The 19,669-nt window shown below is 65.5% G+C and carries 22 protein-coding genes; 6 read left to right on the top strand and 16 right to left on the bottom strand.

The window, feature by feature from the left end; genetic code table 11:
* The first annotated feature begins 23 nt into the window (after positions 1-23).
* The 5 genes from secD (at position 24) to EL388_RS01775 (ending at position 5,857) form a co-directional block, all read left to right on the top strand.
* Entirely contained in the window at positions 24-1,853 is a 1,830-nt protein-coding gene (secD, locus tag EL388_RS01795) for a protein translocase subunit SecD (protein WP_126458757.1), read from the top strand.
* A 15-nt stretch (positions 1,854-1,868) separates the two neighbouring features.
* Entirely contained in the window at positions 1,869-2,804 is a 936-nt protein-coding gene (secF, locus tag EL388_RS01790; RefSeq protein WP_126463971.1) for a protein translocase subunit SecF, read from the top strand.
* Positions 2,805-2,823: 19 nt separating this feature from the next.
* Complete coding sequence (locus EL388_RS01785) at positions 2,824-3,462, top strand: DedA family protein (RefSeq protein WP_126458755.1); 639 nt, start codon at positions 2,824-2,826, stop codon at positions 3,460-3,462.
* A 128-nt stretch (positions 3,463-3,590) separates the two neighbouring features.
* A complete protein-coding gene (locus EL388_RS01780) occupies positions 3,591-4,961 on the top strand; it encodes a putative bifunctional diguanylate cyclase/phosphodiesterase (protein WP_232019156.1) in 1,371 nt (456 codons plus the stop codon).
* Positions 4,958-5,857 carry an HDOD domain-containing protein gene (locus EL388_RS01775; RefSeq protein WP_126458752.1) on the top strand — a complete coding sequence of 300 codons (900 nt, stop codon included), beginning with the start codon at positions 4,958-4,960 and terminating at the stop codon, positions 5,855-5,857. The genes EL388_RS01780 and EL388_RS01775 overlap by 4 nt, the downstream gene beginning before the upstream one ends.
* A 9-nt stretch (positions 5,858-5,866) precedes the next feature.
* Here the strand turns inward: EL388_RS01775 and EL388_RS01770 are convergent, their stop codons facing one another.
* From EL388_RS01770 to EL388_RS01720, 11 genes are all read right to left on the bottom strand, one after another.
* The gene (locus tag EL388_RS01770) at positions 5,867-6,637 is read right to left on the bottom strand and encodes a FixH family protein (protein ID WP_126458749.1); all 771 of its coding nucleotides are present in this window, start codon (positions 6,635-6,637) and stop codon (positions 5,867-5,869) included.
* 13 nt (positions 6,638-6,650) lie between these two features.
* A complete protein-coding gene (gene ccoG / locus EL388_RS01765; RefSeq protein WP_232019155.1) occupies positions 6,651-8,072 on the bottom strand; it encodes a cytochrome c oxidase accessory protein CcoG in 1,422 nt (473 codons plus the stop codon).
* A gap of 71 nt (positions 8,073-8,143) precedes the next feature.
* Positions 8,144-9,061: a cytochrome-c oxidase, cbb3-type subunit III gene (gene ccoP, locus EL388_RS01760; protein ID WP_126458747.1), complete on the bottom strand. Its 918-nt coding sequence runs from the start codon at positions 9,059-9,061 to the stop codon at positions 8,144-8,146.
* Positions 9,054-9,239, bottom strand: a complete 186-nt coding sequence (locus EL388_RS01755) for a cbb3-type cytochrome oxidase subunit 3 (RefSeq protein WP_338057662.1) — start codon at positions 9,237-9,239, stop codon at positions 9,054-9,056. The genes ccoP and EL388_RS01755 overlap by 8 nt, the downstream gene beginning before the upstream one ends.
* Positions 9,240-9,241: 2 nt before the next feature.
* On the bottom strand, positions 9,242-9,985 hold the full coding sequence (ccoO, locus tag EL388_RS01750; RefSeq protein ID WP_126458741.1) for a cytochrome-c oxidase, cbb3-type subunit II: 744 nt from the start codon (positions 9,983-9,985) through the stop codon (positions 9,242-9,244).
* 17 nt (positions 9,986-10,002) lie between these two features.
* Positions 10,003-11,448, bottom strand: a complete 1,446-nt coding sequence (ccoN, locus tag EL388_RS01745; RefSeq protein WP_126458738.1) for a cytochrome-c oxidase, cbb3-type subunit I — start codon at positions 11,446-11,448, stop codon at positions 10,003-10,005.
* A gap of 145 nt (positions 11,449-11,593) precedes the next feature.
* On the bottom strand, positions 11,594-12,181 hold the full coding sequence (locus EL388_RS01740; RefSeq protein WP_126458735.1) for an SCO family protein: 588 nt from the start codon (positions 12,179-12,181) through the stop codon (positions 11,594-11,596).
* The gene (locus tag EL388_RS01735) at positions 12,181-12,633 is read right to left on the bottom strand and encodes an RrF2 family transcriptional regulator (protein ID WP_126458732.1); all 453 of its coding nucleotides are present in this window, start codon (positions 12,631-12,633) and stop codon (positions 12,181-12,183) included. Before EL388_RS01735 ends, EL388_RS01740 begins: the two co-directional genes overlap by 1 nt.
* Before the next feature lie 71 nt (positions 12,634-12,704).
* Positions 12,705-13,592: a heme o synthase gene (gene cyoE / locus EL388_RS01730; protein ID WP_172599375.1), complete on the bottom strand. Its 888-nt coding sequence runs from the start codon at positions 13,590-13,592 to the stop codon at positions 12,705-12,707.
* A 34-nt stretch (positions 13,593-13,626) separates the two neighbouring features.
* Positions 13,627-14,160, bottom strand: coding sequence for an SCO family protein (locus EL388_RS01725; RefSeq protein ID WP_126458729.1), 534 nt, complete (start codon positions 14,158-14,160; stop codon positions 13,627-13,629).
* 1 nt (position 14,161) lies between these two features.
* On the bottom strand, positions 14,162-14,890 hold the full coding sequence (locus tag EL388_RS01720; protein WP_126458726.1) for an SURF1 family protein: 729 nt from the start codon (positions 14,888-14,890) through the stop codon (positions 14,162-14,164).
* 35 nt (positions 14,891-14,925) lie between these two features.
* On the opposite strand from EL388_RS01720, the gene EL388_RS01715 reads away from it, so the two are divergent.
* Positions 14,926-15,123 carry a twin transmembrane helix small protein gene (locus EL388_RS01715; protein WP_126458722.1) on the top strand — a complete coding sequence of 66 codons (198 nt, stop codon included), beginning with the start codon at positions 14,926-14,928 and terminating at the stop codon, positions 15,121-15,123.
* 9 nt (positions 15,124-15,132) lie between these two features.
* Here the strand turns inward: EL388_RS01715 and EL388_RS01710 are convergent, their stop codons facing one another.
* The 5 genes from EL388_RS01710 to coxB all read right to left on the bottom strand — a co-directional run bounded on the left by EL388_RS01710 (position 15,133) and on the right by coxB (position 19,515).
* Positions 15,133-15,984 carry a cytochrome c oxidase subunit 3 gene (locus tag EL388_RS01710; RefSeq protein ID WP_126458719.1) on the bottom strand — a complete coding sequence of 284 codons (852 nt, stop codon included), beginning with the start codon at positions 15,982-15,984 and terminating at the stop codon, positions 15,133-15,135.
* Positions 15,985-16,000: 16 nt separating this feature from the next.
* Positions 16,001-16,180, bottom strand: a complete 180-nt coding sequence (locus EL388_RS01705; protein ID WP_126458716.1) for a DUF2970 domain-containing protein — start codon at positions 16,178-16,180, stop codon at positions 16,001-16,003.
* Positions 16,177-16,713: a cytochrome c oxidase assembly protein gene (locus EL388_RS01700; RefSeq protein WP_126458713.1), complete on the bottom strand. Its 537-nt coding sequence runs from the start codon at positions 16,711-16,713 to the stop codon at positions 16,177-16,179. The genes EL388_RS01705 and EL388_RS01700 overlap by 4 nt, the downstream gene beginning before the upstream one ends.
* A gap of 94 nt (positions 16,714-16,807) precedes the next feature.
* The gene (gene ctaD / locus EL388_RS01695; protein ID WP_126458710.1) at positions 16,808-18,376 is read right to left on the bottom strand and encodes a cytochrome c oxidase subunit I; all 1,569 of its coding nucleotides are present in this window, start codon (positions 18,374-18,376) and stop codon (positions 16,808-16,810) included.
* Positions 18,377-18,393: 17 nt separating this feature from the next.
* A complete protein-coding gene (gene coxB, locus EL388_RS01690) occupies positions 18,394-19,515 on the bottom strand; it encodes a cytochrome c oxidase subunit II (protein ID WP_126458707.1) in 1,122 nt (373 codons plus the stop codon).
* Positions 19,516-19,669: the final 154 nt, after the last annotated feature.

Genomic DNA, 19,669 nt, shown 5'->3' with positions numbered 1-19,669 from the left:
CTGACCTCTGATCCCTGAGCGCCATGAACCGCTATCCCCTCTGGAAATATGTCGTCGTCGGCACGGCCTTGGCTGTCGCCTTCCTCTACACCCTGCCCAATTTCTACGGCGAAGTGCCGGCGGTGCAAGTGCAGCCGACCCGGGCCAGCCTGAAGGCGGACACCGCGCTGATGCAGCAGGTGGAGACCGCGCTCAAGACGGCCGGCATCGCCAGCACGGGGGTCGCCCTCGACACCACCAGCGTCAAGGCCCGTTTCGCCGACACCGAGAGCCAGATCAAGGCCAAGGACGCCTTGCAAGCCGCCCTGGGCAGCAACTACACCGTGGCGCTCAACCTGCTGCCGGCCTCGCCGCAGTGGCTGGCCTCGATCGGCGCCCTGCCCATGTACCTGGGCCTGGATCTGCGCGGCGGCGTCCACTTCCTGCTCCAGGTCGACATGCCCCGCGCCCTGGAGAAGGCGGCCGAGCGCTACCAGAACGACATCCGCGCCCTGCTGCGCGAGAAGAAGGTCCGCTACACCGGCATCGGCCGCGAGGGCGACAGCGTGGTGCTCAAGCTGCGCGACGTGGCCCAGCGCGACGAGGCGCGACGGGCGATCGAGAGCGCCTACCCCGACCTGGATCTGGTCGAATCGGTCAGCGGCGAGGAGCAGGTGCTCACCGCCCGCCTGAAGAAGCCGGCCCAGCTCAAGACCCAGGAATACGCCCTGCAGCAGAACCTCACCACCCTGCGCAACCGGGTGAACGAGCTGGGCGTGGCCGAGCCGGTGATCCAGCAGCAGGGCGTCGACCGCGTCGTGGTGCAGCTGCCGGGCGTGCAGGACACGGCCAAGGCCAAGGAGATCCTCGGCCGCACCGCCACCCTGGAGATCCGCCTGGTCGACGAAGAGGCCATGCAGGACCCCGCCCGGGTGCAGGCCGCCCTGGCCGGCCAGGCGCCGTTCGGCAGCGAGCTCTATTACGAGCGCAACGGCGCGCCGGTGCTGGTGAAGAAGAATGTGGTGCTGACCGGCGAATACATCACCGACGCCCAGCCCGGCTTCGACAACCAGACCAGCCAGGCCGCCGTCCACGTCAACCTGGACGGCCGCGGCGCCCGCATCTTCAAGAACGTCACCCGCGAGAACGTGGGCCGGCGCATGGCCATCCTGCTGATCGAGAAGGGCAAGACCGAGGTGATCACCGCCCCGGTCATCCGCGAGGAGATCGGCGGCGGACGGGTGCAGATCACCGGCATGGATTCGCCCCAGGAGGCCTCGGACGTCGCCCTGCTGTTGCGCGCCGGCGCCCTGGCGGCCCCGATGGAGATCGTCGAGGAACGCACGGTCGGGCCCTCGCTCGGCGCCGACAACATCGAGCGCGGCGTCAACTCCACCCTGATCGGCTTCGCCCTGATCGCCACTTTCATGGTCTTCTATTACCGGGGCTTCGGCCTGGTCTCGGTGCTGGCCCTGGCGACCAATATGTTCCTGCTGGTCGCCCTGCTTTCCATGCTACAGGCCACGCTCACCCTGCCCGGCATCGCCGGCATCGCCCTGACCCTGGGCATGGCCATCGACGCCAACGTGATCATCGCCGAGCGCATCCGGGAAGAATTGCGCAACGGCAATTCGCCGCAGGCGGCGATCTTCGCCGGCTACGACCGCGCCTGGGACACCATCCTGGACTCCAACATCACCACCCTGATCGCCGGCATCGCCTTGTTCTGGCTGGGCTCCGGCCCGGTACGCGGCTTCGCCGTGGTGCTCTGCCTGGGCATCCTCACCTCCATGTTCAGCGCCGTGACGGTGTCGCGCGCCATGGTCAACCTCACCTACGGCCGGGCCAAGCGCCTGACCAAGGTCTCGATTTAACGGAGCCGCAGCATGATCGAGCTCTTCCGCCTCAAGCGCGACATCCCCTTCATGCGCTTCGCGCGCAGCACCATCTTCTTCTCGGTCGCCTTCATCGTCGCCTCCATCGCCCTGCTGGCGACCCGCGGCCTCAACCTGGGCGTCGACTTCACCGGCGGCACGGTGATGGAGGTGGGCTATCCGCATGCCGCCGACATTCCCGCCATCCGCGCGCAGCTGGCGCAACACGGCCATGCCGATGCCCAGGTGCAGAACTTCGGCAGCGCCAACGAGGTCCTGGTGCGGTTGCCGGTAAAGCAGGGTGTCACCTCGGCCCAGCTCTCGGAGCAGGTGCTGGCCGTGCTCAAGCAGGCCGACCCGAGCACCGAGCTGCGCCGGGTCGAATTTGTCGGCCCCCAGGTCGGCAAGGAGCTGTTCGAGGACGGCTCGCTCGCCCTGGTGGTGGTGGCCATCGGCATCACCCTCTATCTGATGCTGCGCTTCGAGTGGCGCATGGCGGTCGGCGCGATCTTCGCCACCGCCCATGACATCTTCATCGTGCTCGGCATCTGGTCGCTGTTCCAGTGGGAATTCTCGCTGACCGTGCTGGCGGCGGTGCTGGCCATCCTCGGCTATTCGGTGAACGACACCGTGGTGGTGTTCGACCGGATCCGGGAGAACTTCCGCAAGACCCGCATCGCAGACGTCGCCGCACTGATGGACAACGCCAAGACCGCCACCCTGTCGCGCACCATCATCACCAGCGGCACCACCCTGCTCATGGTGCTGGCCATGCTGTTCCTGGGCGGCGAGGTGCTCTATGGCTTCGCCCTCTGCCTGGCCATCGGCATCCTGGTCGGCACCTATTCCTCGGTGCTGGTCGCCAGCCCGATCACCATGTGGCTGGGCGTCTCGCGCGAGGACTTCATCCGCCCGGTCAAGGCGGCTAGTGACGACGGCGCCCAGGTTTGACCCGGTCGGCGCCGCCCCCATGGAGATTTTCAGCCAGTTCCTCGACATCGTCCTGCACCTGGACCAGCACCTCACCCTGCTGGTCGCGCAATACGGCCCCTGGGCCTACGGCATCCTGTTTCTGATTGTCTTCATGGAGACGGGCTTCGTCGTCACCCCCTTCCTGCCGGGCGACTCGCTCTTGTTCGTCGCCGGGGCGGTGGCGGCGGCGGGCGACATGGACCTCGGCTGGCTGATGGCCACCCTGGTGACCGCGGCGCTCTGCGGCGACAACGTCAACTACTGGTTCGGCCGCTTCCTCGGACCCCGCGTATTCCGCCACGAGGGCAGCCGCTGGCTGAAGCGGGAGAACCTGGAGCGCACCCATGCCTTCATGGAGCGGCATGGTCCCAAGGCCATCGTCATGGCCCGCTTCGTCCCCCTGGTGCGCACCTTCGTGCCCTTCGTCTGCGGCCTGGGTCGGCTGACCTATGCCCGCTTCCTCGGCTTCAGCATCCTCGGTGCCCTGCTCTGGGTCGGCCTCTTGGTGCCGGCCGGCTACTTCTTCGGCAGCCTGGCCTGGGTCAAGAGCAACCTCACCCTGGTCATCCTAGGCATCATCTTCATCTCCCTGCTGCCCGGCCTGATCGAGTTCTGGCGCCGGCAAGCCCGCGCCTGAGCGCAGCGCAGCAGGTGTGGCGCCGGCGCATACAAACCGGCGGCAACCGGCGGCCAGGCGGCCCGCCCGCGCTGCCGCAGGGCCTTTTCGGCCTATATTGATATGGTTCAAACGAAACCAGCGCCTTCATGCCGCTGACAAAACCCGCCAGGAGTGCCGTCGCCGAGCCTATGCTAAGCAGCCACTATGAGCCTCCGCCCAGTCAGTTCGACTCGCTCACCGGCCTGCTCGACCGGGAAGGCTGCGTACGCGCCGTCGGCGAGTTGCTGGCCGCCACGAGCCGGGAACGTCTGCGTCCCCTGGCGGTGTTCTGGCTGAACATCGACCGCTTCAAGCAGATCAACGATTCCCTCGGCCATCTGGTCGGCGACAGCGTGCTGGCCGAGCTGGCCCACCGCCTGGCCACGGCCAGCGGCAATCAGGGCCAGCTGGCGCGCATGGGCGGCGACGAATTCGTCCTGGTGGTGAAGGATTGCAGCCGCGCCGCCGCCGAACACATCGCCCGCGACCTCCTGGCCGCGATGTCGCAGCCGCTCGACGTCGGCACCATGCGCCTCTATCCCTCGATCAGCATCGGCATCGCCCTGTCGCTCGAACATGAAGGCGCCCGCGCCCTGCTCGAACGGGCCGACCTCACACTGGTCCAGGCCAAGCGCCTGGGCGGCGCCCAGTACCTGTTCGCCGGCGAGGACCTGCACCCGGGCCGACTGGGCAAGCTCCTGGCCCGCGAGGAGCTCGAGGTGGAAGAAGCGCTGCACAAGGCGCTGGAATCCGGGGGCTTGTCGTTGCACTACCAGCCCATCCTGCAGGTGGCCGACGGCAGCCTGGAGGCGGTCGAGGCCCTGATGCGCTGCAACTGCGAAGGCACCATCTTCGCCCCCAGCCGCTTCATCCCGGTCGCCGAAAAGACCGGCCTGATCATCCGCCTGGGCGAGTGGAGCCTGCTGACAGGGGCCCGCTTCGTCAGCCGCATGCTGGCCGACAAGCAGCGGGTCAAGGTGGCGATCAACGTTTCCCGCGCGCAGCTCACCGCGCCCAAGTTCACCCAGACCCTGTATGCCGCGCTGGCCTGCTCCAACGCGCCGCCCGAGCTGATCGAGCTGGAGATCACCGAGTCGCTGTTCATGGACAGCTCGGACGTCGTCCAGCGCAACATCCGCGCCGCCCTGGAGGCGGGCTTTCCGCTCTCGATCGACGATTTCGGCACCGGCTATTCCTGCCTGGCCAGCCTGAAGGACCTGCCCGCACGCAAACTCAAGCTCGACCGCGCCTTCATCACCGACTTGCCGCACAACCCCCGCTCTTTCGCCATCGCCAAGGCCATCGTCCATCTCGCCCTGGACCTGGGCATGAGCGTGGTGGCCGAGGGTGTCGAGACGGCGGAGCAATACGCCATCCTGAGCGAGATGGGCGCCACCGCCATCCAGGGCTTCTACCTGGCGCGGCCGATGCCCGAACCCCAATTCGACGAATGGTTAGCCATGAGGAGATCGACATGAGCCAGCCGGCCCAGAACGATCCGGTCCTGCCCGAGCAGCTCAATAACCAGCTCGAGGCTACGCTGAAGGAGATCGGCATCCCGCCGCGACCCGCCATCCTCGAGGAAATCAGCCGCGAGATGCGCAGCGAGGAACCGGACTTCAACCGGGTCGCCCTGCTGATCAGCCGCGACGTCAGCCTGGCCGCCAGCTTCCTCAAGACCGCCAACTCGCCCTTCTACGGCTACCGGCACAAGGCGCGCAGCGTGCGCGACGCCCTGATCATGCTCGGGCTCAAGGTCGCCGCCCGCACCGTGGCCGGCGTCATCCTCAAGCATGCCCTGCCGACCGGCCCCAACCTTGAGCGCTTCTGGGATGCCTCCGACCGCACCGCCCAGCTCTCGGGCTGGCTAGTGCAAAGGCTCGGCGCGCAGCCGGATGTGCAGAGCGATGACGCCTACACCTATGGCCTGTTCCGCGACTGCGGCATCCCGATCATGATGCGCAAGTTCCCGAATTACCCGGCCATCCTGGCCGAGGCCAACCAGGACGGCGAGCGTCCGTTCACCGAGGTGGAAGAGGCCTACCTGCCGACCAATCACGCCCTGGTCGGCTGCCTGCTGGCGCAGAGCTGGTGGCTGCCGGAGCCGACCTGCCTGGCGATCCGTCACCAGCACGACTACATCCTGATGCGGGCCGGCCTGCAATCGCTGCCGGCCGCGAGCCGACGCCTGATCGCCCTGGCCCAGCTGGCCGAATGGCTGCAGCAAAGGCTGACCGGCCTCAACACCACCCAGGAATGGCAGAAGATGGGAGCGGCCTGCCTGGCCCAACTGGAATTGACCGAGGATGCCCTGCCCGCCCTGCTCGAGGCCGCGCGCGAGTTCCTGGAAGAGACTTACAGCGAAGAAGAATAAGCCACGGGCTCAGCGCACCTCGACGGTGTGCTCGAGCTCAATGCCCTGTCCACCTGCCTCTATCCTCAGATAGGCGACCCAGGCCCCGGCCTGGTGTGGCGGCAGGTGGGCCTGGTAACGGCCGCCGCCGGTCGCCGCCAGGGTCTCGGCTTGGCCGGCAGGCTGCCCCGGCCGGCCCAGGGCCAGGCTGACCCGGGCCTGCTCGATACCAAGGCCGGCACGGTCTTGGAGTTGCACCACCACCGTTTGCGCCTGCCCGCTCTCCAGCCCGTTCAGCCCCTGGACGTCGATCTGCCAGCCCAACTGGGCCAGGGCATGCTCCACCTTGAGGTGCTGGCCGATGCCCTTGGCCGCCTCCTCGCTGTGGGCCACCACGCCGGCGAAGCCGGTATGCAGGTTCTTGCCCTGGGCGCCGGGCAGAAACCATTGCGCCACGGCCTGGGGCAGGCCGTGGCTGGAGATGTAGGCCAGACCGCCGAACAGCACGCTGACGGCGAGGAACAGGGCGACGATGAGCTTGGGCGCCCAGTGCAGGGCCTGGGCCTTGCGCGTGTCATAGAGCTGTGCCAGCACCACGGCCACGGTGGGATAGGCGACCAGGTGCATGGCCAGCATGTCCAGGCCGCCCCAGTCGATGATGGCGTAGACGATATAGGCGAGGCTGACGCCGCCGGAGGCGGCCACCGCCGCCCAGAAATTGCCCACGCGCAGATAACGCAAGCCGCCGTAGAGAGCGGCCGTGAGCAGCATGCCGCCGAACAGGCTATAGAGCAGATTCATGCGAAATTCCTGATTACTTGGCGAAGAAGCGGGCCTCGTCGACCACGGTGTCGCCCTGGCTGTTGCGGATGACGAATTCGAACTGATCGAGCCGCTGCGCCCGGGCCGGATCGAGCTTGACGCTGGCCTGGACGATGACGCTCTTGCCGTTCTTCACCACAACCTGTTTGAAGCTGCCGATGTCCAACGCCCCCGCCGGCAGGCCGCGGGCCTCGATGGTGTAGGTCTCTTCGTGGCCGGAGATGTTGGTCAGCCGAATCTGGTAGCGGTTGCGGATCGAGCCGTCGGACAAGGTGACGAACAGCGGCTGGCGGATCTGCTGGATGCTGTGGTCGAAGCTCTGCCGGGTGGCGATGCTGTAGAACAGGTAGCCGGTCATCAGCACCAGCGAGGCGCCGTAGCCGAGCACCTTGACGTTCTTCCACTCCAGATGCAGGCCGGGCCTGGGCTGGGCGGCGACCAGGTTGGTCTCCGAGTCGTAACGGATCAGCCCCTTCGGATACTGCATCTTGGCCATGATGTTGTTGCAGGCGTCGATGCACAAGCCGCAGGAAATGCACTTGAACTGCATGCCCTGGCGGATGTCGATGCCGACCGGGCAGACCTGCACACACAGGCCGCAGTCGATGCAGTCGCCGTGGCCCTGGGCGTGGCGCTCCTCCAAGGTGCGCAGACCGGCACGGGCGGCGCTGCGGCCGGCCGTGCCTTCGCCCCGACGCTTGTCGTAATGCACCGAGAGGGTGCCCGGGTCGTACATGGCGCTCTGGAACCGGCCATAGGGACAGATGAACATGCAGACGTGCTCGCGCAGCATGCCGGCGGCGAGATAGGTGGTGACGGTCAGCGCCAGGGTGGTGATGTAGGCGGCGCCGGCGCCCTGGCCGGTGAAGAAGTCGACCACCAGTTCCGGCGCATAACCGAAATAGAGGATGAAGGTCAGCGCGGTCCAGAACGACAGAAGCCACCAGAGCAGCCGGGTGAGGCCGACCTTGAGCAACTTCTCCTTGTTGCTCCAGGGCTCGCGCATCAGCTTCATGCGGTTCGGCCGCTCGCCCTGGATCAGGTGCTCGATCCAGATGAAGGCATCGGTCCACAAGGTCTGGAAGCAGAAATAGCCGCAGAAGGCACGGCCGACCAGGGCGGTGACGAAGAACAGCAACACCGCGGCGATGAACAGCAGCAGCGCCAGCCAGAACACCTCCTGCGGATGCACCACCAGGTCGAACAGGAGGTAGCGGCGGCCGGGGATGTCGAACATCACCGCCTGGGACGCGCCGTCGGCCCGCTGCCAGGGCAGCCAGGGCAGGCCGAAATACACCGCGTAGGCCAAGACCAGGATGGCGGTCTTGAAGTTGCGGAACGGCCCCGTGATCGAGCGCGGCACGATGGGGATGCGCTTGGCGTAGAGCTCTTGCGGCTTGGCGGAATCGGACACTGCAAACGGACCTTACAAAAGTAAAACCCCGGCAAGCCGGGGTTTCGTGGAACACACTGCGGGTATCAGCCTTACTTGCCGCCGCCCAACTCGTGGACGTAGACAGTCAAGAGCTTGATCTGTTCCGGCTTCAAACGACCCTCCCAGGCCGGCATCACGCCGCGATTCAGGCCGTTGTTGATCACCTGCTTGACCGCAGCGACCTTGGCCGCGTCGTCCTTGGCGCCCGGCACGTCGGCCCAGAGCCAGACCTTGTCGGTCAGGTTGGCCGAGCCGATGATCGGGCGGCCCTTGGCGTTGTCGCCGTGGCAGTAATAGCAGGCGGCAGCCTGGGAATGGAACAGCTTGTTGCCCTCGGCCGCCTTGGCGGCGTCGACCTTCTGGCCGGACAACGACAGGACATAGTTGGCCAGGGCGTCGACCTGGGTCGGCTCCAGCGCCTCGGCGAACGGCGGCATGTAGCCGCGGCGACCCTTGTGGATGGTCTCGCTGATCTTGTCGAAGCTGCCACCGTAGAGCCAGTCGTCGTCGGTCAGGTTGGGGAAGTGACCGACCTTGCCCTGGCCGCCGGCCTGGTGACAGGGGGCACAGTTGTCGGAAAAGATGGCCTTGCCGGCGGACAGCACGAAGCTCGACAGCTCGGGATCCTTGGTCACCTTGTCATAGGGCAGGCTGGCGATCTTGTCGTAATAGGGCTTCTGCATGGCCGCCGCGTCCTGGGTCTCCTTCAGCAGCTTGGCCCGGGTGTTCCAGTGCCAGGTCTCTTCCTGGCCCTCGGCGTTGACGTAGGTGACCTTGCTCACGCCCGGCAGGAAGCTTTTACCGAACGGCCAGGACGGATAGATGATCCAGTAGATCACCGCGAAAGTGACGGTGATGTAGAAACCATAGATCCACCAGGCGGGCAGGGGGTTGTTGTACTCCTGCAGGTCGCCATCCCAGACATGGCCGGTCGTCTGGACTGGGGTGCGCGGGGTCTCGTTAGCCATGGGACTTATCCTTCGATTCGTCTTCGTCGTCTAAGAACGGAATATTCTTGTGTTGTTCAAGTCGCTCGCCCCGTTTCTTGCTGCCGTACACCCAGAGCACGATGGCACAGAAGGTGACGAAGAAGATCACGAGGCCGAGCGGTTTGGCATTCTCGGCCTGGGCCAGCCAGTCCAACACGATCAGCGATACTTCACCAGGTCTTCAGGCTTGTACTGCCTGAAATCGACCATGGTGCCGAGTACCTGCAGATAGGCCACCAGGGCATCCATCTCGGTCACGTTGGTGCGGTCGCCGTCGTAGTTGCCTTCCTGCGCCTGGGCGACCAGGTTTTTCTGGGCGTCCGGGATATGCAGGGTCTTGGCCACCGCCTCGCCGAATTTCTCGACGTTGGCCTTGTACTCCTCGGCATTGGCCGAATAGGGCACGCCGGTGGTGCGCAGGGCGCGCATGCGGTCGCCGACATCGGCGTAGTCGAGCGGGGTGGACAGCAGCCAGGGGTAGTTCGGCATCACCGACTCGGGCACCACCGAGGTGGGCTTGATCAGGTGCTGGACGTGCCACTCGTTGGAATACTTGCCGCCGACCCGGGCCAGGTCCGGACCGGTGCGCTTGGAGCCCCACTGGAAGGGGTGGTCGTATTTCGACTCGGAGGCCAGGGAGTAATGACCGTAGCGCAACTGCTCGTCGCGGAAGGGGCGGATCATCTGCGAATGGCAGGTATAGCAGCCCTCGCGGACGAAGATGTCGCGGCCGCGCTGCTCGAGCGGGGTGTAGGGACGAACGCCGTCGACCTTCTCCATGGTGCTGTCGATCATGAACAGCGGGGCGATCTCGACCAGGCCGCCGACGCTGATGGCCAGCATGGTCGCCACCAGCAGGATGCCGGCGTTGGTTTCCAGGTTTTCGTGCTTGAACTTGAACATGCCTACGATCTCCGAAATCAGGCGCTAGCCACCGCGGCAGCCGGTGCGGCCTGTTCGGCGCGCTGGCCCTGGCGAATGGTCATGTAGCAGTTGTACGCCATGATGATCATGCCGGTCAGGAAGAACATGCCGCCGATGGCGCGCATGGCGTAGAAGGGATGCATGGCGGCGACCGACTCGACGAAGGAGTACTGCAGGTTGCCGAAGTCGTCGAAGGCACGCCACATCAGGCCCTGCATGATGCCGGAAATCCACATGGCGGTGATGTAGAGCAGCACGCCGATGGTGGCCAGCCAGAAGTGCAGGTTGACCAGGCGCACGCTGTACAGCTCGGTTTTCCACAGACGCGGGATCATGTGGTAGAGCGAGCCGAAGGAGATCATCGCCACCCAGCCCAGGGCGCCGGAGTGAACGTGGCCCACGGTCCAATCGGTGTAGTGCGACAGGGCGTTGACGTCCTTGAGCGACATCAGCGGGCCTTCGAAGGTAGACATGCCATAGAAGGACAGGGCCACGATCATGAAGCGCATCACCGGGTCGGTCCGCAGTTTGTCCCAGGCGCCGGACAGGGTCATGATGCCGTTGATCATGCCGCCCCACGAAGGCAGCAGCAGCATGATGGAGAAGGTGGCGGCCAGGGTCGAGGTCCAGTCGGGGATGGCGGTCCAGTGCAGGTGGTGGGTACCGACCCACATGTACATGAAGGACAGCGCCCAGAAGTGGACGATGGACAGGCGATAGGAATAGACCGGACGGCCGGCGTGCTTGGGCACGAAGTAGTACATCATGCCGAGGAAGGCGGCGGTCAGGAAAAAGCCCACGGCGTTATGGCCGTACCACCACTGGGTCATGGCGTCCTGCGGGCCGGAGAACAGGCTGTAGGACTTCAGGGTGAACAGGCCGACCGGGATGGCGATGTTGTTGAAGGTGTGCAGCAGGGCGGTCGCCAGGATGAACGACAGGTAGAACCAGTTGGCGACGTAGATGTGCGGCTGCTTGCGGTTCATCAGGGTGCCGACGAACACGGCCAGGTAGGAGACCCAGACCACTTCGATCAGAAGGTCGATCGGCCATTCCATCTCGGCGTACTCGCGACCCTGGCTGTAGCCCATGACGTAGGACAGGGCGGCCAGCACGATCACGGCCTGCCAGCCCCAGAAGGTGAAGGTGGCCAGCCCGGGCGCGAACAGACGGGTCTGGCAGGTGCGCTGGACGACGTAGTAGGAGGTGGCGAACAGGGCCGAGCCGCCGAAGCCGAAGATCACGCCGCTGGTGTGGACCGGGCGGAAACGGCCGAAGGAGAAATACGGGCTGTCGAAGTTGAGGAAGGGCCAGGCCAGTTCCGAGGCGATATACACGCCGACGAACATGCCGACCACGCCCCAGACCAGGGTCATGACGGCGAATTTTTTGACGATGTCGAAGTTGTACTGCTCAGTTGCCGGGTTGCTGGTCGCAGCCATGGCGCCTCCTAGGTTGCTACATCTCTCAAAACCAAGCCCTGCGGCGAACGCAAGGCGGAATGACCGAACGAAAAGACGCGGGAGTATAGCCGCGCCCAGGCGCCATCGCAAGTTGTACCGGTAAGTTGCTACTAAGAGTGGGGCTTTACTGGGCGGCCAGAAGTTGGCGCAGGTCCTGCGCCATGTCCTTGGCCGGATGACCATAGGGCCAGAACAGGCGAATGCGGCCTATGGGGTCGAAGACATAGGTGGCCGCGGTGTGATCGACCAGGTAATCGCTCGCCCCGGCCTCGGTGTGCTTGGCGTAGTGGACCTTGAATTCGCGCGCCGTGGCCGCGATCTGCTCCGGCGTGCCGTAAAGCCCGAGGAAGCTCGGATGAAAATAGGGCACATACTGACGCAGCACCTCGGGCGTGTCGCGCTCGGGGTCGACCGTGACGAACAGCACCTGCACCTTTCCCGCCAGTTCCGGACCGAGCAGCTGCATGGCGGCCTTGAGATCGGTCAGGGTGGTCGGACAAACGTCTGGGCAGTGGGTATAGCCGAAGAAGATGGCGACCGCCTTGCCCTTGAAGTCGGCCAGGGTACGCGGCTGGCCGTTGTGGTCGGTGAGCGTGAACTGGCGGCCGAAGGCCGCGCCGGTGATGTCGGTGCCGGTGAACTGCAGTTCGGCCTGCCGGCCGCAGCCGAGCAGGATGCCGGCGGCCAGCGCCAGCCAAAGCAGGGCCTTCATCAGGCCATGGCACCCAGGGGCAGGTCGGACAGGCGGTATTTGCCGGTGAGCACGGCCTTGGCCAGGTCTTCCAAGGTCATGTCTTCCAGCAGGGCGATGATCTTCTTCTTCACCGGCAGCCACTTGAAATGCATGGGGCAGGCGGTGGCATCGGAACATTCCTTGAGGCCGAGGATGCAGTTCTTGGTGAAATCCGGGCCCTCGGTCAGGGTCAGCACCTGCATCAGGTTGGTCTTGTGCATGCCCTCGCGCAGGCAGAAACCGCCCAGACGACCGCGGAAGGAATCGAGCACCCCCTGCTTGCACAGGTTCTGCAGGATCTTGGCCAGATAGGCCGAGGGCACGCTCAGACGATCAGCGATATCGCGATTGAGCACCGGCTCGCCCGGCGGCTGGGTGGCGATATAGATCAAGGCCTGCACTGCATATTGGCTGGTTCGGGATAAAACCATATCCAACTCCTGAGGATATCCATGTCCGATTATAGTGGCTCAATGCCCGGCATTCCACAAGCAAGAATGCGTCAGACGGCCAGCGCCCGATCGAGCAACAGGGCCGCGAACAACAGGCTGAGATAAAGGATCGAGTAGGCGAAGGTGCGCTTCGCCAGCTCGGCCGAATAGGCGCGATAGAGCCGCCAGGCGAACCAGAGGAAGACGCCGTCGAGCGCCAGCACCGCGGCGACGTAGATCGGCCCCACCATGTTCACCGCCACCGGCAGCAGGGTGACCGCGCTGAGCAGCACGGTGTAGAGCAGGATGTTCAAGCGGGTGAAGGCCTCGCCGTGGGTCACCGGCAGCATGGGCAGGCCGGAGCGGGCGTAGTCGTCCTTGCGGTAGAGTGCCAGGGCCCAGAAATGCGGCGGCGTCCAGGCGAAGATGATGAGGAACAGCAGCAGGGCCTCGTGGCCGACCGTGCCGGTCATCGCCGCCCAGCCCAGCACCGGCGGCATGGCGCCGGAGGCGCCGCCGATCACGATGTTCTGCGGCGTGGCCGGCTTGAGGAACAGGGTGTAGATGCAGGCGTAGCCGATGAAGGTGAGCAGGGTCAGCCACATGGTCAGCGGATTGACCCAGACATAGAGCAGCGAGAGCCCGGCTCCGGCCAGCAGGCCGGCGAAGACCAGGGCCTGGACCGTGCCGACCTCGCCGCGCGCCGTGGCGCGGGCGCGGGTCCGGGCCATCTTGGCGTCGATGGTGCGCTCGACCAGGCAGTTGAAGGCCGCCGCCCCCGCCGCGGCCAGGGCGATGCCGGCAGTGGCCGCCAGCAGCAGGCCGAGCGGGGGCCAGCCCGGCTGGGCCAGGAACATGCCGATCACCGCGGTGAACACGATCAGCGCCACCACGCGGGGCTTGGTCAATTCCAGGTAGTCGCGCAGGCGCGCCCGGTTCCAGACAGTCACCATTTCCATGTTCTCGCTCCTCTCGCAGCCTCCCTGGCCGCCCTCATCCAATCTGCGAATACTTCAGCAGGCGCTGCACATCCTTGAGCATGCGGCTGCCGTCCGCCGCCTGCGGATAGCGCAGCACCAGGCGGCCGAGCGGATCGATCAGATGGATCCGGCCCAGGCTCTCGGCGCCCGCCAGCGGTGGCCCCAGCACGGCCAGGTCCGGGTAGCGCGCCTGGCGCAGACCGGCATGCTGCGCCGCCAGCTCGGCCGGCAGCGGCCGCTCGGCGATCAAGAGCCGCTCGATCCGGCCCTGATCGCGTCCGGTCGCCTGGCGCACCTGGCGCATGAGGTACAGGTTCTGCCGGCAGGCCGCGTCGCACTCGCCCGCCTGCACCAGCAGCAACACCCACTTGCCGCGCAGGGCGGACAGGTCGAATGGCGCGCCGTCGCCGGCCTGCAGGCCGGCCGGGCGAAACTCCGTCGCCTGAACCAGCTCACCGTAGTTGTTGAAACTGTCCGGCTTCCAGTAACGAAAGGCCAGGTCGGCCAGCGCGAAGGGCGCGACGAACATGGCGAGGATCAAGAGCAACTTAATCTGTCCGCGCTTTAGGGCCACGGTAGCGTCTCCATTGATAAATCAGGGTCAGGGCCAGGCTGGTCGCCGCCAGGGCGAACCACTGGCCGGCATAGCTGATGTGCTTGTCGACCCCGGCATCCAGCCGCGGCCAGTCGCGCACCAGGCCGTCGCCGACCTCATTCGTTTGCAGCAGCAGCCAGTCCGGCAGCGGCTGCCCGTAAAAATCACGGTAGCGCCGCAGGTCCAGGTTCTGCCAGACGCTGCCGCGCACCGTGTCCGGCCCCAGCTCGAAGTAGCGCGTCTGCGCCCGGACCAGGATGCCCTCCACCGCCAGCCCGCCCTTCGGCACCGCCAGGTAGGGCGCATGACGCCGGTCGGCCTCGGCCGGCAGCCAGCCGCGGTTGACCAGGACGCTCTCGCCCGTGCCTTGCAAGCGCAACGGCACCACCACGTGGTAGCCGGCCCGCCCCCGGTGCAGCCGGTTGTCCAGGAAGACCTGGTAGTCCGGCTCGAAGTGGCCGGCCAGGCGCAGCCGGCGATAAAGCCAGGCCTCCTCGGCCTCGCCCGGCAGCCGGTCCAGGCGCTCGGCCGGCTGCCGGCCGCCTTCGTCCCAGCGCGCCTGCAGGCCGCGCTTGTATTCGGCGCGCTCGAGCTGCCACTGGGCCAGGGCCAGCGCCGCCAGAAACACCGCCACCCCGGCCACGGCCGGCAGCCAAGCTACAATCCAATCAGGCCGTTTCATGCCGCCCGACCGACACCGGACAAGAGAGACCCACCATGCGCCTTTTCGTCATCGCCGCCCTGTTGCTCATCGTCTTCAGCCTGGCCAGCGCGCTGGTCTATCTGGTCAAGGACAAGGGCGGCAGCAGCCGCACGGTCAAGGCCCTGACCTGGCGCATCGCACTCTCGCTCGGCCTGTTCCTCCTGCTCATGCTCGGCGGCTACACCGGCCTGATCGCGCCCGGCCGGCTGTAAGCCTCTCGATTACAACCAATACACGAAGATAAACAGGCCGAGCCAGACCACGTCCACGAAGTGCCAGTACCAGGACACCGCTTCGAAGGCGAAGTGGCGCTCCGGCGTGAAATGACCGGCAATGCTGCGGCCCAGGATGGTGATCAGCATGATCGTGCCCAGGGTCACGTGGAAGCCGTGGAAGCCGGTCAGCATGAAGAAGGTCGCGCCGTAGACGCCGGCGCCCAGGGTCAGGCCCAGCTCGGTGTAGGCGTGGTGGTACTCGTAGGCCTGCAGGCCGATAAACAGCAGGCCCAGGGCGACGGTGGCGATGAGGCCGCCGATCAACTGGCTACGCCTGCCCTGCTTCAGGCCCCAGTGGGCCCAGGTCACGGTGACACCCGAGGAGAGCAGGATCAGGGTGTTCCAGGCCGGGATGCCCCAGGCGCCCATGGGCTCGAAGGCCTCCTTGATCCCCGGCCCTTGGGTCGGCCAGCCGCCGGCGTAGCCGGGCCAGAGCAGCGCATTGTCGGTGCTGGTCAGGTCGGGCACCGACAGGGTGCGCACGTAGAACAGCGCGCCGAAAAAGGCGGCGAAGAACATCACCTCGGAAAAGATGAACCAGCTCATGCTCCAGCGGAAACCGGCATCGACCTGCTGGTTGTACAACCCCTTCTCGCTCTCGCCGATCACCTGGCCGAACCAGCCGAACAGCATCCAGACCAGCAGGACGAAGCCGGCCAGCAGCACCCAGCCGCCGCCGGCCACCTGGTTGATCAGCAGCGTCGCGCCGAGCGTCAGCCCGAGCAGCGCGGCCGAACCCAGGATCGGCCAATACGACGGGGCCGGCAGATAGTAAGCACCATGGCTTTGCGCATTCATTCAGTTCTCCCCCTTTTCAGCGCGTGATCCAATTAACCAATACGATCAGCGAAACCACAAAAATCAGCGCACCCACCAGGCCGGCGATCACGATATGCACCGGTTTGATGTGCGCCGCATCGGACTCCAGATCGCGCCCCTTCCTGATGCCGAAGAAGCTCCAGAAGACCGCCTTCCAGACCCGGAACACGCTCATGGCTTCGGTGCACTCGGGCTTTCGTACATGGTGTAGGCCAGGGCGATGGTCGGCAGGTCGCGCGGCATCTTTCGGTCCAGCACGAACATCAGCGGCATGGTGCGCCGCTCCCCCGGCGCCAGACGCTGCTCGCGGAAACAAAAGCACTCGATCTTCTTGAAGTACTTCGCCATCAGCGGCGGGTCATAGCTGGGGATGGCCTGGGCGACCAAAGGCCGGTCGCTCAGGTTCTCCAGCACGAACTCCGTCTGCATCAGCTCTCCCGGATGGGCGGTCAGCGGCCGGCTCGGCGCGCTCAGCCGCATCGGCACACCCTGCGGCACGCTGGCCACCAGGTCCACCCGCACCGGCCGGCTGTAGTCGATCTGGGTGTTCCTGGCCAGCGCCTGAATGTCGCCCCGGTTCAGCCCGGTGATGTCGCACAACACGTCATACAGCGGCACCAGGGCGAAACCGAAGCCGAACATGGCCAGCGCGATCAGCGACAGCCGGCGCAACAGCACCCGGTTGGCCTGGGCGACGGCGGTGTTCACTTGACGAACCCCAGCAGGGTGAGGACGAACAGGGCCAGCGGTATCAGCGCCAGCAGCAGGGCCAGACGGATGTTCTTGGCGCGCCCCTTGTCCATCACTTCACCACCGGTGGCGTTTCGAAGGTGTGATACGGCGCCGGTGAGGGCACGGTCCACTCCAGGCCCTGGGCGCCTTCCCAGGGCTTGGCCTCGGCCTTCTTGCCACCGCGGATGCACTGCAGGATCACGATCAGCATCAGGATCTGGCTGGCGCCGAAGATGAAACCGCCGATCGAGGAGATCATGTTGAACTCGGTGAACTGCACCGCGTAGTCCGGGATCCGGCGCGGCATGCCGGCCAGGCCCAGGAAATGCTGCGGGAAGAACAGCACGTTGAACGAGATCATGGACAACCAGAAGTGCCACTTGCCCAGGGTCTCGTTGTACATGTGGCCGGTCCACTTCGGCAGCCAGTAGTAGACGCCGGCGTAGATGGCGAACAGGGCGCCGGAGACCAGCACGTAGTGGAAATGCGCCACCACGTAATAGGTGTCGTGCAGCTGGATGTCGACCGGAGCCATGGCCAGCACCAGGCCGGTGAAGCCGCCGATGGTGAACAGGGCGACGAAGGCGATGGCGAACAGCATCGGTGTCTCGAAGGTCAGGCTGCCCTTCCACATCGTGGCCACCCAGTTGAACACCTTCACCCCGGTCGGCACCGCGATCAGCATGGTCGCGTACATGAAATAGAGCTGGCCGACGGCGGGCATGCCCACGGTGAACATGTGGTGCGCCCAGACCAGGAAAGACAGGATGGCGATCGAGGCGGTGGCGTAGACCATCGAGGCGTAGCCGAACAACGGCTTGCGCGCGAAGGTCGGAATGATCGTCGAGACCAGGCCGAAGGCCGGCAGGATCAGGATGTACACCTCGGGGTGGCCGAAGAACCAGAACACGTGCTGGTACAGCACCGGGTCGCCGCCGCCGGCCGCATTGAAGAAGTGGGTGTCGAAGTTGCGGTCGGTCAGCAGCATGGTCACCGCCCCGGCCAGCACCGGCATCACCGCGATCAGCAGGAAGGCGGTGATCAGCCAGGTCCAGACGAACAGCGGCATCTTCATCAGGGTCATGCCCGGCGCCCGCATGTTGAGGATGGTGGTGATGATGTTGAGCGAGCCCATGATCGACGAGGCGCCCAGGATGTGGATGGCGAAGATGGTCAGGTCGTAGCTGATGCCGCCCTGGATATACAGCGGCGGATACAGGGTCCAGCCCGCCGCCGCGGCGCCGCCCGGCAGGAACATGGAGACCACCAGCAGGATCGCCGCCACCGGCAGGATCCAGAAGCTCCAGTTGTTCATGCGCGGGAAGGCCATGTCGGGCGCCCCGATCATCAACGGCACCTGCCAGTTGGCGAAGCCGGTCATGGCCGGCATGATCACGCCGAACACCATGATCAGGCCGTGCAGGGTGGTGAGCTGATTGAAGAACTCCGGGCTCACCAGCTGCAGGCCGGGCTGGAACAACTCGGCCCGGATGGCCATGGCCATCGAGCCGGCCAGGAGAAACATCACCGCGGCGAACCAGAGGTACATGGTGCCGATGTCTTTGTGGTTGGTCGTGGTCACCCAGCGCAACAGGCCGCCGGGGGCGCCGTGACCGTGCTCCATCGCGTGTGCTTGCATGGATTCGTCTCCTTTGATTATTTGCGCAGGGCCTTGACCTCGGCCGGCTGGACCAGGTCGCCCGTATTGTTGCCCAGACCGTTGCGCTGGTAGCTCACCACCGCCGCGATATCGGCATCGTTCAACTGCGGGCCGAAAGCCGGCATCGCCGTACCCGGCCTGCCCATCAGGGCGATCTTAATGTGGCCCTCCTTGGCGCCGGTCGCCACCTTGGAGCCGGTGATCGCCGGGAACACGCCGGGCAGACCCTTGCCGTCCGGCATGTGACAGGAGGCGCAGTTGGCGTTGTAGACATTGGCGCCGCGTGCCATCAGCTCGTCCTTGCTGAAGACCTTGCCGGCATCGGCGGCGGCGGCCTGGGCCTTGGCCTTCTTGTCGGCCAGCCAGGCCTGGTAGTCGGCGTCGGACTTGACCTCGACCACGATGGGCATGAAGCCGTGATCCTTGCCGCACAGCTCGGCGCACTGGCCGCGGTAGGTGCCGGGCTCGGTCGCGGTGAACCAGGCGTCGCGGATGAAGCCCGGGATGGTGTCCTGCTTGATGCCGAGGGCCGGCACCCACCAGGCGTGGATCACGTCGTTGGCGGTGAGCAAGAGGCGCACCTTCTTGCCGACCGGCACCACCATGGGCTCGTCCACTTCCAGCAGATAGTTGGCGCCCTTCGGGGCCTTGTTCTCGATCTGCTCGCGCGGCGTGGCCAGCACGCTCATGAACTTCACCCCGTCCTGCAGATAGTCGTATTCCCACTTCCACTGGTAGCCGGTCACCTTGATGGTGACGTCCGGGTTGCTGGTGTCTTTTTGCTCGAGGATGAGCCGGGTCGCGGGCCAGGCCATGCCGATCAGGATCAGGAAGGGGATGGCGGTCCAGATGATCTCCACCGTGGTGCTCTCGTGGAATTGCGCGGCCTGGTGGCCGACCGATTTGCGGTGCTTCCAGATGGCGTAGAACATCGCGCTGAACACCACCACGAAGATGCCGACGCAGACCCACATGATCAGGATGTGCAGATCGTTGATCTCGTGCGCGAGCGTGCTCTTGGGTGACTGGAAGTTGATCTGATAATCGGCCCAGGCCGAAGCGGCCAGGCTGGCGCAGGCAGCGGCCAGCACGACGGGCAAGGCACGTCGAAGTCCCATGGTCTTCCTCCATCTAAGCGGCCGGCGCAGCCGCGGGTGTCTCTTGCATTGATTTTTTTGCGCCTGCGACAAAGTGTCGCGCCGGCAAGGTAACCGGAGCGTCGCGCTCCGGGCAAGGTATATTTCTTCTAATCGCCCGCAGGACGGGGCTTTA

The sequence above is a fragment of the Sulfuritortus calidifontis genome (assembly GCF_003967275.1).
Taxonomy (GTDB): domain Bacteria; phylum Pseudomonadota; class Gammaproteobacteria; order Burkholderiales; family Thiobacillaceae; genus Sulfuritortus; species Sulfuritortus calidifontis.
The sequence above is the reverse complement of the archived record's forward strand: the minus strand, read 5'-3'. Positions and strand labels throughout refer to the sequence as shown.

Excerpts from the sequence above, each read along its gene's own strand:
- EL388_RS01735 (WP_126458732.1), bottom strand. The coding sequence starts at position 12,633 with ATGGTTTTATCCCGAACCAGCCAATATGCAGTGCAGGCCTTGATCTAT.
- EL388_RS01780 (WP_232019156.1), top strand. The coding sequence starts at position 3,591 with ATGCCGCTGACAAAACCCGCCAGGAGTGCCGTCGCCGAGCCTATGCTA.
- EL388_RS01715 (WP_126458722.1), top strand. The coding sequence starts at position 14,926 with ATGCGCCTTTTCGTCATCGCCGCCCTGTTGCTCATCGTCTTCAGCCTG.
- ccoO (WP_126458741.1), bottom strand. The coding sequence starts at position 9,985 with ATGTTCAAGTTCAAGCACGAAAACCTGGAAACCAACGCCGGCATCCTG.
- cyoE (WP_172599375.1), bottom strand. The coding sequence starts at position 13,592 with ATGGAAATGGTGACTGTCTGGAACCGGGCGCGCCTGCGCGACTACCTG.
- EL388_RS01720 (WP_126458726.1), bottom strand. The coding sequence starts at position 14,890 with ATGAAACGGCCTGATTGGATTGTAGCTTGGCTGCCGGCCGTGGCCGGG.
- EL388_RS01740 (WP_126458735.1), bottom strand. The coding sequence starts at position 12,181 with ATGAAGGCCCTGCTTTGGCTGGCGCTGGCCGCCGGCATCCTGCTCGGC.
- EL388_RS01785 (WP_126458755.1), top strand. The coding sequence starts at position 2,824 with ATGGAGATTTTCAGCCAGTTCCTCGACATCGTCCTGCACCTGGACCAG.
- ccoN (WP_126458738.1), bottom strand. The coding sequence starts at position 11,448 with ATGGCTGCGACCAGCAACCCGGCAACTGAGCAGTACAACTTCGACATC.
- EL388_RS01705 (WP_126458716.1), bottom strand. The coding sequence starts at position 16,180 with ATGAGCGTGTTCCGGGTCTGGAAGGCGGTCTTCTGGAGCTTCTTCGGC.
- secD (WP_126458757.1), top strand. The coding sequence starts at position 24 with ATGAACCGCTATCCCCTCTGGAAATATGTCGTCGTCGGCACGGCCTTG.
- EL388_RS01775 (WP_126458752.1), top strand. The coding sequence starts at position 4,958 with ATGAGCCAGCCGGCCCAGAACGATCCGGTCCTGCCCGAGCAGCTCAAT.
- ctaD (WP_126458710.1), bottom strand. The coding sequence starts at position 18,376 with ATGCAAGCACACGCGATGGAGCACGGTCACGGCGCCCCCGGCGGCCTG.
- ccoP (WP_126458747.1), bottom strand. The coding sequence starts at position 9,061 with ATGGCTAACGAGACCCCGCGCACCCCAGTCCAGACGACCGGCCATGTC.
- coxB (WP_126458707.1), bottom strand. The coding sequence starts at position 19,515 with ATGGGACTTCGACGTGCCTTGCCCGTCGTGCTGGCCGCTGCCTGCGCC.
- EL388_RS01770 (WP_126458749.1), bottom strand. The coding sequence starts at position 6,637 with ATGAATCTGCTCTATAGCCTGTTCGGCGGCATGCTGCTCACGGCCGCT.
- EL388_RS01710 (WP_126458719.1), bottom strand. The coding sequence starts at position 15,984 with ATGAATGCGCAAAGCCATGGTGCTTACTATCTGCCGGCCCCGTCGTAT.